This is a genomic window from Parabacteroides sp. AF17-3 (assembly GCF_003635445.1).
GTDB classification, from domain to species: domain Bacteria; phylum Bacteroidota; class Bacteroidia; order Bacteroidales; family Tannerellaceae; genus Parabacteroides; species Parabacteroides goldsteinii.
Window position 1 is genome coordinate 33,093 of sequence record NZ_QTMM01000010.1, and the last position, 16,392, is coordinate 49,484.

The window sequence follows — 16,392 nt, forward strand, 5'->3', positions numbered from 1 at the left end:
ATATTCTATATTATTTTTCGTCAATTAGAAGCTTGCACGTAATGAGAAGCCGAATGAACGTGTTGTGGCTGTTGAACCACCAATCTGTGCCTGCGTGATCCAGGTTGTACCGTCTGTACATTCTGCATCGAATTCTTTCAGGCTCTTATAGAAGTAGAACAGGTTACGACCGTATACGGAAACCATCAAGTTCTTACAACCGAATTTGGAAGTGATGTTTTTCGGTAATCTGTAACCAAGGCTCAGTTCACGCATCTTTACATATGAATTCTTCTGTATTGCGTTTTCATAAGTGATGTTTCCGGAATATCCCCAACCGTATTGGTTGTAATATGATTCACCGGCAGTGATGATCGTTTTGTTTTCAGAACCGTCTTGTTTAACGCCTGGCTGGATTACACCGTTATCGTAAACCATGTTACCGTTTACTGTAGATCCGGCAGGCTGGTCTGTCAAATGACGTTTTGAAGGGTCTGACAGGTCGTTTCCGTCTGCATACCAGGTAAGACCGCCACGTGAAGCGTCACGGTTATCCAATGTACAATCCAGGATACCGAGTTCGGTCATATACTGGTAAGGCAAGTTCAGTACGTCACCACCAATACGGAAGTCGATAGTGGCATCCAGATAGAAATCTTTATAGTTCAATGATGTGCTGATACCTCCGACAACTTTCGGCATGGCGTTACCTGCTCTCTGGCGTTCTGTATAGTCTACGATATACAGACCGTTATCGCCAACGACTTTGTTTCCGCTCTCGTCTTTTACCGTACCGTAAACATACCAGTCACCCATCGGGCGTCCTACTCTGGATTGCAGCACTGCGGCTCCGTTATCAACAGTAGAATGGTCGATAGAGTTGATTCCGTCTATCAGTTTTGTTACTTCGTTCTTGTTCCATGACCAGTTGGCACGAATATCCCAGTTCCAGTCTTTAGTCTGGATAACTGTACCATACAGAGACATTTCAACACCGGCGTTCTTTAATTCACCGACATTCATCCAGATGGAAGTACCTCCTGAAGATGCTGATGTTGTAGTCTGAAGGATCTGGTCTTTTACTGTATTCTGGTAATAAGAAAGTTCGAAGCCCAAACGGTTGCCGAGGAATTTGTTTTCCCAACCCAATTCGAATTCGTATTTCTGTTCCGGTTGTATCTCATTGTTTCCAAGTGCCTGTGGAACCTGATTGTAGATATAACTGCCTACAGCGCTCTGGTTGTAACCGGTAGCTGCTTTATATATTTCCGGGGCGTTACCTACAACACCGTAGCTAAGACGAATTTTACCATAATCCAGCCATTCGGGTTTATTATCTTTCAGCAAAGATGAATAAATGACGCTACCGTTCACAGAAGGATAAACGAATGTGTTGGATCCGGGGTACAGTGTAGATGTTTTTTCCTGACGCACAGTTCCTTCCACATAAGCCCAACTGTCGTAACCGAAAGAAGCTGTAGCAAAGAAGGCTTGTTTTAACAGCGATGCTTTTTTCATCGATGGATTTGCCGGTGTTAATCCGGAAGAGTTCAGGTGAAACCAGTTTTCAACACTCAGACCTCCGCGGGTGCTCACTGAGGTGTCGAACTGACTTTCCTGACGGGCAGACCAACCTGCGGTTGCAGCAACATTGTATTTTTCAGCAAATGTACGGTCAAACATCAACATGATATCACCGTAATAGATCTCATACTTTGAATTTTTCAATGAATAGGATCCGGTATAGTTGCCCGGCTGTCTGAATACGTTCGGAGTTTCTGTTGAGTTCTTATTCTCAATTACATTGTACGTCAAGTCTGTTGACAGACGGCCGCGTGCGGTCAAACCCGGAATGATTTCCCAACTTGGCGTTACACTCGCGATGAAACGGTTATTGTCTTCCAACTGTTCTTTACCTAAGATATTCCAGAAATACTCTGAAGACATCTGATAGTTGGCCGGATTCCAGTCCCAGGCTTCATCAGGAGTCAGTGTATTGCTGGTATAAGGGACGTTCATGTATCCCAAGCTGGTAACAGTGCTGTTCTTCATTGCTGCGATGTCATCATATCCGGTGAACATACCTGCATAGTTTGTCAACAAGCGGCTGATACGGTAAGCACGGTTTTTAACATGCTGGCGCATATAGTTTGCCGAGTAATCCACTTTTAAGTTTTTCAGGATATTGGCGCTACCAGAAAGAGCAAAGTTGTGCTTGTTGTTGTGCGAGTTCAACTGTGTCGGCGTATTATCCATATAGGTATAGGAGAAACGCAGGTTGCCTTTTTCCGTTCCGTTGGTAATGGCCAGGTTATAAGTCTGGTTGATACCTGTCTGGAAAACATCATTCCACTGGTTGTGGTCGATAGGTGCATAAGTACGAATAGCCCCGTTATAATTGTATAATTGGGTGGTATAGTCGTATGGACGTCCCCATGAATAATACGTATTACGCGGAGAGATTACCTGGTTTCCGTTACGGTCTGTACGGGTATTCTGGAAACCGGTTTGCTGTTCGAATTCACTAGCGGTGGCCAACAGGGCATTGTCGTATCCCGGACCGAATTCTTTCTGGATGCTCGGCATGTAGGCTACTTTGTCAAAGCTTACATTTGCACTGAAGTCTACACCGAGACCACTCTGGCCTTTACCGCTTTTAGAGGTAATCATCACAACACCGTTGGCTGCTTCAGATCCGTACAGGGCAGATGCGGCGGCACCTTTCAGGATAGAGATGCTTTCGATATCTTCCGGGTTGATGTCTACCATACCGTTGGATTCTACACGCTGGTTAGTCCAGTAACCGTCTTTGTTGGCGTCGCCGTTGTGGATGGGCACACCGTCCATTACGATCAGCGGCTGTGTCGTACCGGTGATAGAAGACAGACCACGTACGGAGATGGATACGGAGGAAGTACCACCACCCGGAGCTGCCTGGATGCGCACACCTGAAGCCTTACCGTACAATGATGTGGCGAAGTCCGGAGTACCCGTTTTGATCAACTCTCCGGCATCGATTGTACTTACGGCATAACCTAGTTTTTTGGCGTCTTTCTTGATACCCATGGCGGTAACGACTACCTCGTCCAGTTTTTGAGTATCTTCAGCCAGTAGGACTGATAAGGAAGATTGACCGGTGTATGTCACTTCCTTTGTTGCATACCCGATGAAAGAAATCTGGATGACGCTTCCGTTCTTTACATCGCTCAGGCTAAAATTACCTTCTGTGTCGGTAATTGTGCCGTTTGTGGTTCCTTTCACGACTACAGATGCTCCGGCGATCGGGCCGAATTCATCTTCTACGGTACCGGTAATTTTCCCGTTCTGCTGGGAAATCGCGGTTTCATGCTTCTCTGGCGCAAAGTCAGCGGATGCACTTACGGGAAGTGTCATGGCTCCTGCGACAAGAATCAAGCTGACAGGTTTGAAGTTTTTCAACATAATAATTGATTTTATTAATAAATGAGGCGTTCTCTTTGTCCCCCTTCTTTTTCTTTTACTCTGTTTTGTTTAAAATGTGTATAGAAAACTTTAGATCCTGACGTTTAATAGTTGGCGAATTCATAGTCCTAAAAGAACTCACGTGCTTTTATTATGTTGATGAATTGGGTTTAATTTGCATATTATCAGTTTGTTAAGTATGTGTTGGGCTTGGTGTGTATTCGGCCTGTTGGAATTTGAAAAAATCAGAGATATATCAGAATGAAAAAATTAGTCCGTTTATGTCTGAATTATTGAAAAAAGCGCCTGTTTTTAACACAATCCCCTGTTTTATGAAGAAAATTAACAGTTAGTTCCCGGATAACAGATTGTTCTTCTACTGCGGTTCAATATTAATATCTGAGCTGCTTTTTGTGGTTATATGACATATATATAGTGATTTATGGAAGATATTTATACCGCCTGAAAAGGTCGTATTGTGCAATGTTTTCTTTTTTAACAATATGTATCGCTTTAATGTTTATTTTATATATTGATAAATAAATCTTCGCGATTTTTAGGATTGAGATATGAAAAAATATTATTTACGGTTAGTTAGGGGCATAATTGTTGGCGATATGTTAAAAAACGGACTATCAATCATTTTTTTTAAACAAAATGCAATATATTGAAACAATTATTCCATATATTTGCACTGTAATAATTGTATAGAGTTCTTTTAGAACTACGTTATATATCAATGAATTAAAGTCCTTTCCAGCCTTGTTTTTTATGTTTTCACCGGAATTCTCCCATTGTTTTAATTTCCTAAAAGATGTAACCTATGTTAAGTATTGAGATAAAGAGAGTTTATCTTAGGCTGCAAAACGAACTTTTCTGATAAAAAGATTGTATTTGTTTGAAAACTCACTGATTATTTGTATATTTGCGGGCGATTAAGCGAAGATGAGGAGGGGGCGGGTAGTCCCCTTCTTTTGTTCTTAACAGTATGTTTATGATTGAAAAGGGAGTAATAACTCAGTTGGTTGAAGAGAAATTGGCTTCTTCCGACAATTATTTGGTTGACGTAGTAGTTAAGCCGGGAAACCTTATTATTATTGAGATTGATAATGATGAGGCAGTTTGCATTGATGATTGTGTGGAATTGAGCCGGTATGTAGAGGAACATCTGGACCGGGATGTGGAAGACTTCGAACTGGAAGTCGGTTCGGCAGGAGTTACCTCTCCTTTTAAAGTGCTTCGTCAATATGTAAAGAATATAGGGAACGAAGTGGAGATGCTGCTGAAAAGCGGTGTGAAACTGACCGGAGTATTGAAATCGGCTGACGAGAACGGTGTTGTAGTTACCGTTGAAAAGCTGGTAAAACCTGATGGTGCCAAACGCAAAGTTACTGTCCGGGAAGATCAATCCTATACATTCGAAGAAATAAAATATACAAAATACCTAATAAGATTCAAGTAAAGAAAGATTATGGCCAAGAAAGAGGAAACAATCAGTATGATTGACACACTTGCGGAGTTCAAGGAGTTGAAGAATATAGATAAGGATACGATGATCAGCGTGCTGGAAGATTCCTTCCGTAACGTAATCGCTAAAATGTTCGGTACGGATGAGAACTACGACGTAATTATCAACCCTGAAAAAGGTGACTTCGAAATCTGGAGAAACCGTACGGTTGTGGCTGATGACGAACTGGAAGATCCGAATCTGCAACTTACGTTGACCGAGGCCCGTAAGATCGATGCCGACTGTGAAGTAGGGGAAGAAGTAACCGACGAGGTTCATTTCGCCGATTTCGGACGTCGTGCCATCCTGAACCTGCGTCAGACGCTGGCTTCAAAGATTCTTGAATTGCAGAAGGATAGTTTGTATGCTAAATATAAAGATAAAATAGGTACAATCGTAGCAGCTGATGTATATCAGGTGTGGAAGAAAGAGATCCTGTTGCTGGATGACGAGGGTAATGAGTTGCTGCTCCCGAAATCAGAACAGATCCCTTCCGATTTCTATCGCAAAGGTGAAACCGTACGTGCGGTTGTACAAAAGGTGGATAATTATAATAATAATCCGAAGATTATCCTGTCCCGTACAGATAAAATGTTCCTGCAACGTTTGTTCGAACTGGAGGTTCCCGAAATTAATGACGGCCTGATCCTGATCAAGGCTATCGCGCGTATCCCGGGAGAAAGAGCAAAAGTGGCCGTTGAGTCATACGATGACCGTATCGACCCGGTAGGTGCCTGCGTAGGAATGAAAGGTTCTCGTATCCACGGAATTGTGCGTGAGTTGAGAAACGAGAACATCGATGTTATTAATTATACATCCAATGCGTCGCTGTTTATCCAGCGTGCATTAAGCCCGGCTAAAATTTCCTCTATACGAGTGAACGAAGAAGAACATAAGGCAGAGGTTTATCTTCGTCCTGAAGAAGTATCACTGGCTATCGGTAAAGGCGGTTTGAATATTAAACTGGCCTGTATGTTGACTGAATACACGATCGATGTATTCCGTGATGTGGAAGGAGCCGACGAGGAAGATATTTATCTGGATGAATTTACAGATGAAATTGATAGCTGGGTAATCGACGCACTGAAGAATATCGGTTGCTATACGGCCAAGAGCGTGCTTGCTTTGAGCCGTGAAGAACTTATTGAACGTGCCGACCTTGAAGAAACAACAGTCGACGAGGTACTTGCTATCTTATCTGCCGAATTTGAAGATGAAAGTCAGGAATAAAGTATTACGACAAAGTTAGATATGCCTATAAAATTAATACAAGTACAAAGAAAATTAAACGTAGGGATCAACACGGTTGTTGAGTTTCTACACAAGAAAGGTCATCCTGTTGAGGAGAATGCAAATCCCAACACGAGGATCAGTGATGAACAGTATGCTTTGCTCGTAAAAGAGTTTGGAAAGGATCTGCCTGAGGGTGGTTTTGAACGTCCGCGGGTAGAACGTCCTCACAGAGAGAAAGAGAGAGAGGCCGCTTCTGTGAAAGAAGAGAAGACCTCGGAAATAAAGACCGTGATCCCGGAAGAGTTCAAGCCTAAAATCGTAACGAAAGGCCGTATCGACCTGGACGGACAGCATAAAAAAGTTCAGGAGACTCCTGAAGTGAAAGAAGAACCGGTAGTAGCCAAGCCGCAGCCTGTCGTTGAACCGCAGCCTGTCGTTAAGCCTCAGCCGGAAGTCAAACCGCAACCTGTTGCAGAACCGCAACCGGTTGTCGTTTCTGCTCCTGCTCCTGAAAAAAAGACAGTAGAAGCCCCTGCAAAACAGGAAAAACAGGAGGTTGCTCCTGTTGAAAAGCCTGTGGAGAAAAAAGAAGTAAAAGAGATAGTTGTGGAAAAAGAAAGAATCGAAGAGAAAAAACCGGAAGTTAAAGTGAAGCCGGAAACGACGACAAGCTCTTCTGAAGAAGTGAATAAAACGGCCGCAGAGGGTCAGACTTCTGCTGAATCGGAAGACAGTAGCTTGTTCCGTTTGAACACTCCGAAGTTCGAGTCGAATATCAAGGTAACCGGCAAAATTGACCTGAATGCCTTGAACCAGTCTACTCGTCCTAAAAAGAAAACAAAGGAAGAGAGACGGAAAGAACGCGATGATAAACGCGAAAAGTTCAACAACAATAACAGACCCGGACAACCGGGATTCCATAAAGGACCGAAAGATCCGAATGCCAAACCGGGTGCACCGGTGAAGCCGGGAGCTCCTGTTAAACCGGGCGAAGCGAATGCGGATGCGAAAAAGAAACGTAACCGTATCAAGAAGGACCGTGTGGATGTGAACAACACTCCGGGTACGAACTACAGCCGTCCCGCTAACCAGCATCAGCGCGACGACCGTGGCAAACCCCGTCTGAAAAAGCCGGTTAAGGCCGAAGTAAGCGAGGAGGATGTACAGAAGCAGATCAAAGAAACCCTGGCTCGTTTGACGAACAAGGGAAATAAGAATAATAAAGGTGCCAAGTACCGTCGTGATAAACGTGATGCAGCCGTTAAACGCGAGCATGAATTGCTGGAACTGGAAGAACAGGAAAGCAAAGTGTTGAAACTGACCGAATTTGTTACGGCAAACGACCTCGCCAACATGATGGACGTGCCTGTGACGAAGGTTATCGCTACTTGTATGAGTATCGGTATTATGGTTTCAATCAACCAGCGCCTGGATGCGGAAACGATCAATATCGTGGCCGAAGAGTTCGGGTTTAAGACTGAATATGTCAGTGCGGAAGTGGTGGAAGCCATCAATGCCGACGAAGAAGACGATAACGAAGAAGACTGGGTAGCACGTCCGCCTATCGTAACAGTGATGGGACACGTCGACCACGGTAAAACGTCTTTGCTGGATAATATCCGTAATGCCAATGTGATTGCCGGTGAAGCCGGTGGTATCACGCAGCATATCGGTGCTTACAATGTGAAGCTGGCCAGCGGACGCCGTATCACCTTCCTGGATACTCCGGGTCATGAAGCGTTTACCGCTATGCGTGCCCGTGGTGCCAAGGTAACGGATATCGCTATTATTATTGTAGCTGCCGACGATGCCGTCATGCCGCAGACCATTGAAGCGATCAACCATGCTTCGGCTGCCGGTGTACCTATCGTATTTGCTATTAATAAGGTAGATAAGCCGCATGCCAACCCTGAAAAGATCAAGGAAGAACTGGCTAACATGAACTACCTGGTGGAAGACTGGGGTGGTAAATACCAGAGCCAGGATATTTCGGCCAAGAAAGGCATGGGCGTTGAAGAGCTGCTTGAAAAAGTATTGCTTGAAGCCGACCTGCTGGATCTGAAGGCTAACCCGACAAGACGTGCAGTCGGTTCCATCATCGAATCATCCCTGGATAAGGGACGCGGATATGTTTCTACCGTATTGGTTGAAAACGGTACCTTGAAAATGGGTGATATCGTCTTGGCCGGTACACACCACGGACGTATCAAGGCTATGTTCAACGAACGTAACCAGCGTGTGGAAAAGGCCGGTCCTTCCGAACCGGTTCTGATCCTCGGATTGAACGGTGCACCTCAGGCCGGTGATACATTTAATGTATTGGAGACTGAACAGGAAGCACGCGAGATTGCAACCCGCCGTGAACAGTTACAACGTGAACTGGGTATCCGTACACAGAAAATGCTTACGCTGGACGATATCGGCCGCCGTATCGCTGTGGGTAACTTCCAGGAGCTGAATGTAATTGTGAAGGGTGACGTGGACGGTTCCGTAGAAGCATTGTCCGACTCTCTGATCCGTTTGTCTACCGAAGAGATCCAGGTGAACGTGATTCACAAGGCTGTCGGTCAGATTTCCGAATCGGATGTGGTACTGGCTGCCGCTTCGAATGCGATCATCATCGGATTCCAGGTTCGTCCATCCGTACAGGCTCGTCGTAATGCAGAGAAGGAGGGCGTTGAGATCCGTCTGTACTCTATCATCTACGATGCGATCGAAGAGGTGAAGAGCGCTATGGAAGGTATGCTTTCTCCGGAAATCAAGGAAGAGATTACCGCTTATGTGGATGTACAACAGGTATTCAAGATCACGAAAGTGGGTACGGTTGCCGGCTGTATGGTTAAAGAAGGTAAGATCAAGCGTACAAACAAGATTCGCCTGATCCGCGACGGTATCGTTATCTATGCCGGCGAACTCGGATCGTTGAAACGCTTCAAGGACGACGTAAAAGAGGTTGTGGCCGGATTGGATTGCGGTTTGAACATTACGAACTTTAATGATATCCAGGTAGGCGATGTGATCGAGTCGTACGAAGAAACTGAAATAAAGAAAACTTTATAAACATGAACTGGTTAGACATTATACTAGTATGTCTGGCAGGAATTGGATTTGTGAAAGGCCTGTTTGATGGAGTCATCAAACAGGTTGTTTCGCTTATAGCCCTGGTTGTTGCCATCTTTTTTTGTTCGAAGGCGGCAGCCTGGTTGAAGGGATATATCGTTGCCCTGAACTGGTTTCCGCCTGAAGGGGTGACCATACTTAGTTATGTGGCCGGTTTCCTGCTGATCGTGGGAGTGATCATGCTGGCAGGTGAAATCATGAGCCGAGTTGTCGGAGTTACGCCCCTCAGTGTGCTGAACCATCTGGGAGGAGGAGTGGTCGGGCTTTGTTTTATGTTAGGATTTGTCAGTCTTATACTGAATGCACTCGAAGGCATAGATAGGGGATCCGTGCTGATCCCGCGTCAGGCTAAGGTGGAATCCCATTATTATAACCCGGTTAAAGAGATTATTCCAACCATTTACTTCGATAAATTGTTTTGGGGAAAAGAGTAAATATCTTGAAGGTTTGTTATCCGGCAAGATGTATAATATATATAAATGTATATGGAAGATTCGAATAAGATAATAAATGAGGTAACGAGCAGCGACTATAAGTATGGTTTTGTTACTGATATAGATACGGAGATGATCCATCGCGGTCTGGATGAGGAGACCGTCCGTATCATCTCGGCCAAGAAGAATGAGCCTGACTGGCTGCTTCAATTCCGCTTGAAGGCTTTCCGCCACTGGCAGACGCTGGAGATGCCCACATGGCCTCATCTGACGATTCCGCCGATCGATTATCAGGATATAATCTATTACGCCGCTCCGAAGAAAAAGGAAGGCCCGAAAAGCCTGGACGAAGTAGACCCGGAGTTATTGAAGACTTTCGATAAGCTGGGTATTCCTTTGCACGAACGTGCCCAACTGGCCGGTATGGCGGTCGATGCCGTTATGGACAGTGTTTCTGTAAAGACAACCTTTAAGGAAACGCTGGCAGAGAAAGGGATCATCTTCTGTTCGTTCAGTGAAGCGGTGTTGCATCATCCGGATCTGGTACAACAGTATCTGGGAAGTGTAGTGAGCTATCGTGATAATTTCTTTGCGGCATTGAACTCGGCAGTCTTTTCTGACGGTTCGTTCGTTTATATACCGAAAGGCGTACGTTGCCCGATGGAGTTGTCCACCTATTTCCGTATCAATGCGGCCAATACGGGACAGTTCGAACGTACACTGATCGTGGCCGACGATGAGGCATATGTAAGTTATCTGGAAGGATGTACCGCCCCGATGCGCGACGAGAACCAGTTGCATGCCGCTATCGTTGAGATTGTAGCTAAAGAACGCGCGGAAGTGAAATACTCGACCGTACAAAACTGGTATCCGGGTGATAAAGAAGGTAAAGGCGGTATCTATAACTTCGTGACCAAGCGCGGCCTGTGTAAAGGCGAAGGCAGCAAGATTTCGTGGACACAGGTGGAAACCGGTTCGGCCATTACCTGGAAATACCCGAGTTGTATCCTGGCCGGCGATAATTCTGTCGGTGAGTTCTATTCGGTTGCTGTAACCAACAATTACCAGCAGGCAGATACCGGAACGAAGATGATCCACCTGGGTAAGAATACGAAAAGTACGATCGTGTCGAAAGGTATTTCGGCCGGTCATAGCCAGAACAGTTACCGTGGCCTGGTGAAAGTATCTCCGCGTGCGGAAGGTGCCCGTAACCATAGCCAGTGCGACAGTCTGCTGCTGAGTTCTACCTGTGGCGCCCATACGTTCCCTTATGCCGATATACAGAATGAAACGGCCGTGGTGGAACACGAAGCTACAACGAGCAAGATCAGCGAAGAACAATTGTTCTATTGCCAGCAACGCGGTATCTCCGTCGAAGAGGCCGTCGGTCTGATCGTAAACGGCTATGCCCGTGAGGTAATGAACAAACTCCCGATGGAGTTTGCCGTCGAAGCACAGAAGCTGCTGACCATCTCCCTGGAGGGAAGCGTTGGGTAAAACGGAATCGCGCGACGTCCGTGATAGGGATCGAGCAATCTCCGCGATGGGTATCGAGCGATGTCCGCGATAGGGATCGCGTATCATCCTCGATGAGTATGGAATAAATATAGAGAAATAACAACAGATATGTTAGAGATAAAGAACTTACATGCCAACGTGAATGGCAAAGAGATATTGAAAGGTATCGACCTTTCTGTAAAGGCCGGTGAGGTACATGCCATCATGGGGCCGAACGGTTCGGGAAAGAGTACACTCAGCAGTGTGCTGGTAGGTAATCCGGCTTTCGAGGTAACTCAGGGCGAGGTGATCTTCAACGGGAAGAATCTGCTGGAGTTGGACCCCGAAGACCGCAGCCGTGAAGGTATTTTCCTGAGTTTCCAGTATCCGGTGGAAATTCCGGGCGTAAGCATGGTGAATTTTATGCGTGCCGCCTTGAATGAGCACCGTAAATATAACGGTCTTGAACCGGTTTCCGCAACCGATTTCCTGAAACTGATGCGTGAGAAACGTGCTATCGTTGAACTGGATAACAAACTGGCGAGTCGTAGCGTGAACGAGGGTTTCTCCGGTGGTGAAAAGAAACGCAACGAGATTTTCCAGATGGCTATGCTCGAACCGAAACTGGCTATCCTGGATGAGACGGACAGCGGCCTGGATATCGATGCGCTCCGTATCGTGGCAAACGGTGTGAATCAATTGCGTACGCCTGAAAATGCAGCGATCGTAATCACTCACTACCAACGTTTGTTGGATTACATCAAACCGGATGTAGTACATGTATTGTACAAAGGACGTATCGTAAAAACAGCCGGTCCGGAACTGGCCCTCGAACTGGAAGAAAAAGGCTACGACTGGATCAAGAAAGAAATGGGAGATGAGTGAGATGAGAGCCGAACAACAATATATCGATCTTTTTACCAGATATGAGGACCTGGTGTGTCGTCATAGCGCAGCGGTGATGAATGCTCCGCGTGCTGAGGCACTGGCCGATTTCGATCGCCTGGGTTTTCCTTCGGTAAAGAGTGAAGATTATAAATATACAGATGTAGCGCAGGCTTTTGCCCCCGACTATGGGGTGAATATCAATCGCTTGGCTATTCCGGTCAATCCGTATGACGTGTTCCGTTGCGATGTCCCGAACCTGAGTACTTCCCTCTATTTTGTCGTGAACGACACGTTCTACGATAAGATGATGCCGAAGGCGCATCTGCCGGAAGGAGTATACGCCGGTGGCTTGAAAAACTTTGCGGAGCAATATCCGGAAGTGGCAGCCCGTTATTATGGTAAAGCGGCAAAAAGCAACCATGACGGTATCATCGCATTGAATACGATGCTGGCGCAGGACGGTTTCGTGCTTTATGTGCCGGAAGGTGTGGCTGTGGAACGTCCTATCCAGCTGATTAATATATTCCGCAGTGACGTGGATGCTATGGCAAACCGCCGTATCCTGGTTATTATGGAACCGCGTTCGGAAGCCAAATTGCTCATCTGCGATCATAGCATCGACGATGTGAAATTCCTGGCTACCCAGGTCGTTGAGATATTTGCCGGCGAAGGTGCTTATTTCGATTACTATGATCTGGAAGAAAGCAGCATTTCCACTTCCCGCTTTGCCTCGGTCCATGTGAAACAGGAGGCTTCCAGCAATGTCCTGGTAAACGGTATAACCTTGAACAATGGTCTTACGCGTAACAACTATTATATTGAACTGAACGGCGAATATGCAGAAACAACCCTTTGCGGAATGTCCGTTATGGACCGTGAGCAACAGGTGGATACGTATAGTCATATTACGCATGCTGTGGCGAATTGTACCAGTAATGAGTTATTCAAGAATGTTCTGGATGACCATGCAGTCGGTGCATTCAGCGGCCGTATCCTGGTAAAGGAAGGTGCCCAGAAAACGGCTGCTTTTCAGACAAATCGCAACCTCTGTGCTACCCGTGAAGCCCGTATGTATAGTAAGCCGCAATTGGAGATTTATGCGGATGATGTGAAATGTTCGCACGGTATGACGACCGGGCAATTGGATGAGAATGCCCTGTTCTATATGCGTAGCCGTGGTATTCCATTGAGCGAAGCCCGTATGATGCTGAGTGTGGCATTTACGTCGGATGTGATCGACCATGTGCGTCTGGATGCCTTGAAAGACCGTTTGCATAAGCTGGTGGAAAAACGTTTTCGCGGAGAACTGGCGCGTTGTGCCGATTGCCGTATCTGCAAATAAGATATTATCTGATCTTTAGAAAGGCCCGGATGGAGATTATGTCTGTCCGGGCTTTTTGTTTATCTTTGCATTTCACCAATCATTTATTTAATTATGCAGTTGACTCATATTGCTATCTGGACCAATGAACTTGAACGTTCCAGAGATTTTTATGTGAAGTATTTCGGTGGGAAGAGTAATGAAAAGTATGTAAACCCGAAGAAGGGATTCGCCTCTTATTTTGTTACCTTCGAGGGTGCTGCTTCTCTGGAGATCATGCAGCGGACAGATATTACCGTTGAAAATGACGGAGTATATATCGGTCTGGCCCATTTCGCTTTTTCTGCCGGATCAAAAGAGGGAGTGGATCAAAAGATTGAACAATTCCGCCGGGATGGTTACACGATCCTGGGTGAGCCTCGTACTACCGGAGACGGTTTTTATGAAGGTTCTGTAGCAGATCCGGATGGCAATATCATAGAAATAGTTGCCTGATATGGAAATACGCATCGAACATACAACAGACTACCCCTGGGATTTGCTCTTGCTGGCAGATCCTAACCGTGAACTGGTTGACAGTTATCTGAAGACTTCGGATTGTTTCGCCGCTTTTTCAGGAGACAAACCGGTTGGGGTGATCGTGGTGCAGAAGGAAACGGAGGAAATGGCAGAGGTGATGAACCTGGCAGTAGACGAGTCTTTCCAGCGGAGGGGGATCGCCCGCCTCCTGCTTCGTTTTGTCTCGGATGAATGGGCGGTAACCAATCATATCACCTGTTTGAAAGTCTGTACCGGCACTTCTGCTCCGGGCCCGTTGATGCTTTACCAGCAGGAAGGCTTCGATCTGAAGGTATTGGATCGTGATTATTTTGTCCGTAATTATCCTGAACCGATCTGGGAAAACGGTGTCCAGTGCCGGCACCGGCTGATTCTGGAAAAAGAGATTTGACTTGTAATTTGCTAACAAATTGAAATTTAGTAACAAAATTTATAATAGATAAATTATCTTTGAACCTGAAATCAATATCATAATTTAGCGTGAATGGACATAAGTCGAGTAAAATGGCAGGAATTTGTATCAGGCAATGACGATTCGTATTGTTGGATTTACACAACTTATGCACAAAAGCTCTATCAGTATGGGATGTGTTTTACGACTGATACTGAGCTTGTAAAGGATTGCATACAAGATATTTTTACTTATTTATATAGGAATAAAGCTCAATTGGTGTCACCGGATAATATTAAGGTTTATCTATTTACTGCATTAAAGAATAATCTGATTAAACAAATACATAAAGAAACTATTACAGAAAACCTCGTAGAGGATGTCCCTTTTGTATTAGAATTGACTGTCGAAGAACAGTTTATTCAAGATGAACAATATAAAAACGAAAGAAAACAAGTGGAAAAAATATTATCCTTGTTGACTTCCCGCCAAAAAGAAATTATTTATTACCGTTTTATTCAAGAAATGAGTATGGAAGAAATCTGTACTCTGATGGACCTTAATTATCAATCTGCACAAAATCTAATTCAACGATCATTGAAAAAGATAAGAAGCTCTATGGGAGATATAAACTTGTTCTTATTTTTATTATTTGCTATGCGATAAAATATTTTTTTGAAAAAAATTACTTTTTAGTGAGTATAAAAGTGAGTCTGACGGCTCTAATATCTAAAAAGGTAATTTGTATGCATAAAAATTATATCGGATATAAGGCAGACCAACTGTTGAATGATGATCGGTTCGTTCAATGGTTATTGTCTCCGACTGCCGAAGAAGACCTGTTTTGGGATGAACTTAAGCAAAAAGATAAGGAGTTGGCGGAAGAAATAGATATTGCCCGTTCTTTTATCGGTCATTTGAGGCGTGATATAAAACATCCGGACTTTTCTTCAATCGATGAAATAGTCTTGTGGAATAGAATCAATACGGAGAACAGGAAGGATAAATTGCAAAAGAAAACAATCTCTGTTATCAAAACATTAGTAGGAGTTGCAGCTGTTGTTTTTCTTTGTCTTTTTGTTGTTCAAGAATATTACTTTTCAGATAAAGATGTTGATTACCAGGCAATATTGAATACAACAGAACCTATTTTTAACTCTACAGGAGAGATAGAACTTGTATTATCCGGAAATAAGAAAATAGCGATTCAGGAAAAAGAAAGTCAGGTTGAATATAACCATAAAGGGGAGATTAACGTAAACTCCCAAAAAGTAGCAACAGAAATCGAAGAAAAGGATAATACCAAAATATTTAATCAATTGATAGTACCCTATGGTAGACGGTCGTCTCTTACCTTTTCCGATGGGACTAAAATCTGGGTAAATTCTGGTTCAAAAGTTATTTATCCGGTTTCTTTTGAAAAAAAGAAGCGTGAGATATATGTGGAAGGTGAGGTCTATTTGGATGTAACACATGATACGTCATGGCCGTTTGTTGTTAGGACTCAACAAGTAGATGTAAAAGTTTTGGGTACAAGTTTTAATGTATCGGCTTATAAAGACGATTCGAATATGCAAGTAACTTTAGTTGAGGGGAAAGTGGAAGTAAATACGAATAAGAAATCTACCGAGGTTTTATTGCCTAATCAACAGTTTGATTATGATGACCAGACTCATGAAATAAAAGTACAAGTTGTAGATGTAAACAATTACACTGCATGGAGAAATGGATATTATCTGTTTGAAAAGCAACCATTGGAGATCGTTTTTAAAAAATTATCCAGATATTATGGAGTTCAAATAGAATGGGATGAAATTGTGGGAAAACTTACCTGTAGCGGAAAATTAGATCTGAGAGACAATTTAAATGATGTGTTGGATAACTTGAAGAATGCGGCATCAATTCAAATAGTTTATAGTGGAGAAAAAATAAAAATTAGTACAAACTCTTAAAATTGATAGTTTATGGGACCTTAGATTTATAATTGAAAAAAACAGAGCCGAACAATACTCGCGATATTATC

Annotated in this window: 12 protein-coding genes; 11 read left to right on the forward strand and 1 reads right to left on the reverse strand. The window is 44.2% G+C overall.

What is annotated here, in order from left to right; genetic code table 11:
- Positions 1 to 24: 24 nt before the first annotated feature.
- Complete coding sequence (locus DWW91_RS14250; protein WP_122328111.1) at positions 25 to 3,420, reverse strand: SusC/RagA family TonB-linked outer membrane protein; 3,396 nt, start codon at positions 3,418 to 3,420, stop codon at positions 25 to 27.
- Positions 3,421 to 4,414: 994 nt separating this feature from the next.
- On the opposite strand from DWW91_RS14250, the gene rimP reads away from it, so the two are divergent.
- The 11 genes from rimP (at position 4,415) to DWW91_RS14305 (ending at position 16,321) form a co-directional block, all read left to right on the forward strand.
- Positions 4,415 to 4,882 carry a ribosome assembly cofactor RimP gene (gene rimP, locus DWW91_RS14255; RefSeq protein ID WP_199722583.1) on the forward strand — a complete coding sequence of 156 codons (468 nt, stop codon included), beginning with the start codon at positions 4,415 to 4,417 and terminating at the stop codon, positions 4,880 to 4,882.
- A 9-nt stretch (positions 4,883 to 4,891) separates the two neighbouring features.
- Entirely contained in the window at positions 4,892 to 6,157 is a 1,266-nt protein-coding gene (gene nusA / locus DWW91_RS14260; RefSeq protein ID WP_007655272.1) for a transcription termination factor NusA, read from the forward strand.
- A 21-nt stretch (positions 6,158 to 6,178) separates the two neighbouring features.
- A complete protein-coding gene (gene infB, locus DWW91_RS14265; protein ID WP_122328113.1) occupies positions 6,179 to 9,220 on the forward strand; it encodes a translation initiation factor IF-2 in 3,042 nt (1,013 codons plus the stop codon).
- 2 nt (positions 9,221 to 9,222) lie between these two features.
- On the forward strand, positions 9,223 to 9,714 hold the full coding sequence (locus DWW91_RS14270) for a CvpA family protein (protein WP_010801822.1): 492 nt from the start codon (positions 9,223 to 9,225) through the stop codon (positions 9,712 to 9,714).
- 51 nt (positions 9,715 to 9,765) lie between these two features.
- A complete protein-coding gene (sufB, locus tag DWW91_RS14275; protein ID WP_046146411.1) occupies positions 9,766 to 11,211 on the forward strand; it encodes a Fe-S cluster assembly protein SufB in 1,446 nt (481 codons plus the stop codon).
- Positions 11,212 to 11,340: 129 nt separating this feature from the next.
- A complete protein-coding gene (gene sufC, locus DWW91_RS14280) occupies positions 11,341 to 12,096 on the forward strand; it encodes a Fe-S cluster assembly ATPase SufC (protein WP_010801824.1) in 756 nt (251 codons plus the stop codon).
- Positions 12,089 to 13,441, forward strand: a complete 1,353-nt coding sequence (gene sufD / locus DWW91_RS14285) for a Fe-S cluster assembly protein SufD (RefSeq protein ID WP_122328114.1) — start codon at positions 12,089 to 12,091, stop codon at positions 13,439 to 13,441. Before sufC ends, sufD begins: the two co-directional genes overlap by 8 nt.
- 93 nt (positions 13,442 to 13,534) lie before the next feature.
- On the forward strand, positions 13,535 to 13,915 hold the full coding sequence (locus DWW91_RS14290) for a VOC family protein (RefSeq protein ID WP_046145465.1): 381 nt from the start codon (positions 13,535 to 13,537) through the stop codon (positions 13,913 to 13,915).
- A gap of 1 nt (position 13,916) precedes the next feature.
- Positions 13,917 to 14,369, forward strand: coding sequence for a GNAT family N-acetyltransferase (locus tag DWW91_RS14295; protein WP_122328115.1), 453 nt, complete (start codon positions 13,917 to 13,919; stop codon positions 14,367 to 14,369).
- Positions 14,370 to 14,462: 93 nt separating this feature from the next.
- Positions 14,463 to 15,035, forward strand: coding sequence for an RNA polymerase sigma factor (locus DWW91_RS14300; protein WP_122328116.1), 573 nt, complete (start codon positions 14,463 to 14,465; stop codon positions 15,033 to 15,035).
- Between the two features lie 80 nt (positions 15,036 to 15,115).
- Positions 15,116 to 16,321 carry a FecR family protein gene (locus tag DWW91_RS14305; protein ID WP_122328117.1) on the forward strand — a complete coding sequence of 402 codons (1,206 nt, stop codon included), beginning with the start codon at positions 15,116 to 15,118 and terminating at the stop codon, positions 16,319 to 16,321.
- The last annotated feature ends 71 nt before the right edge of the window (positions 16,322 to 16,392 follow it).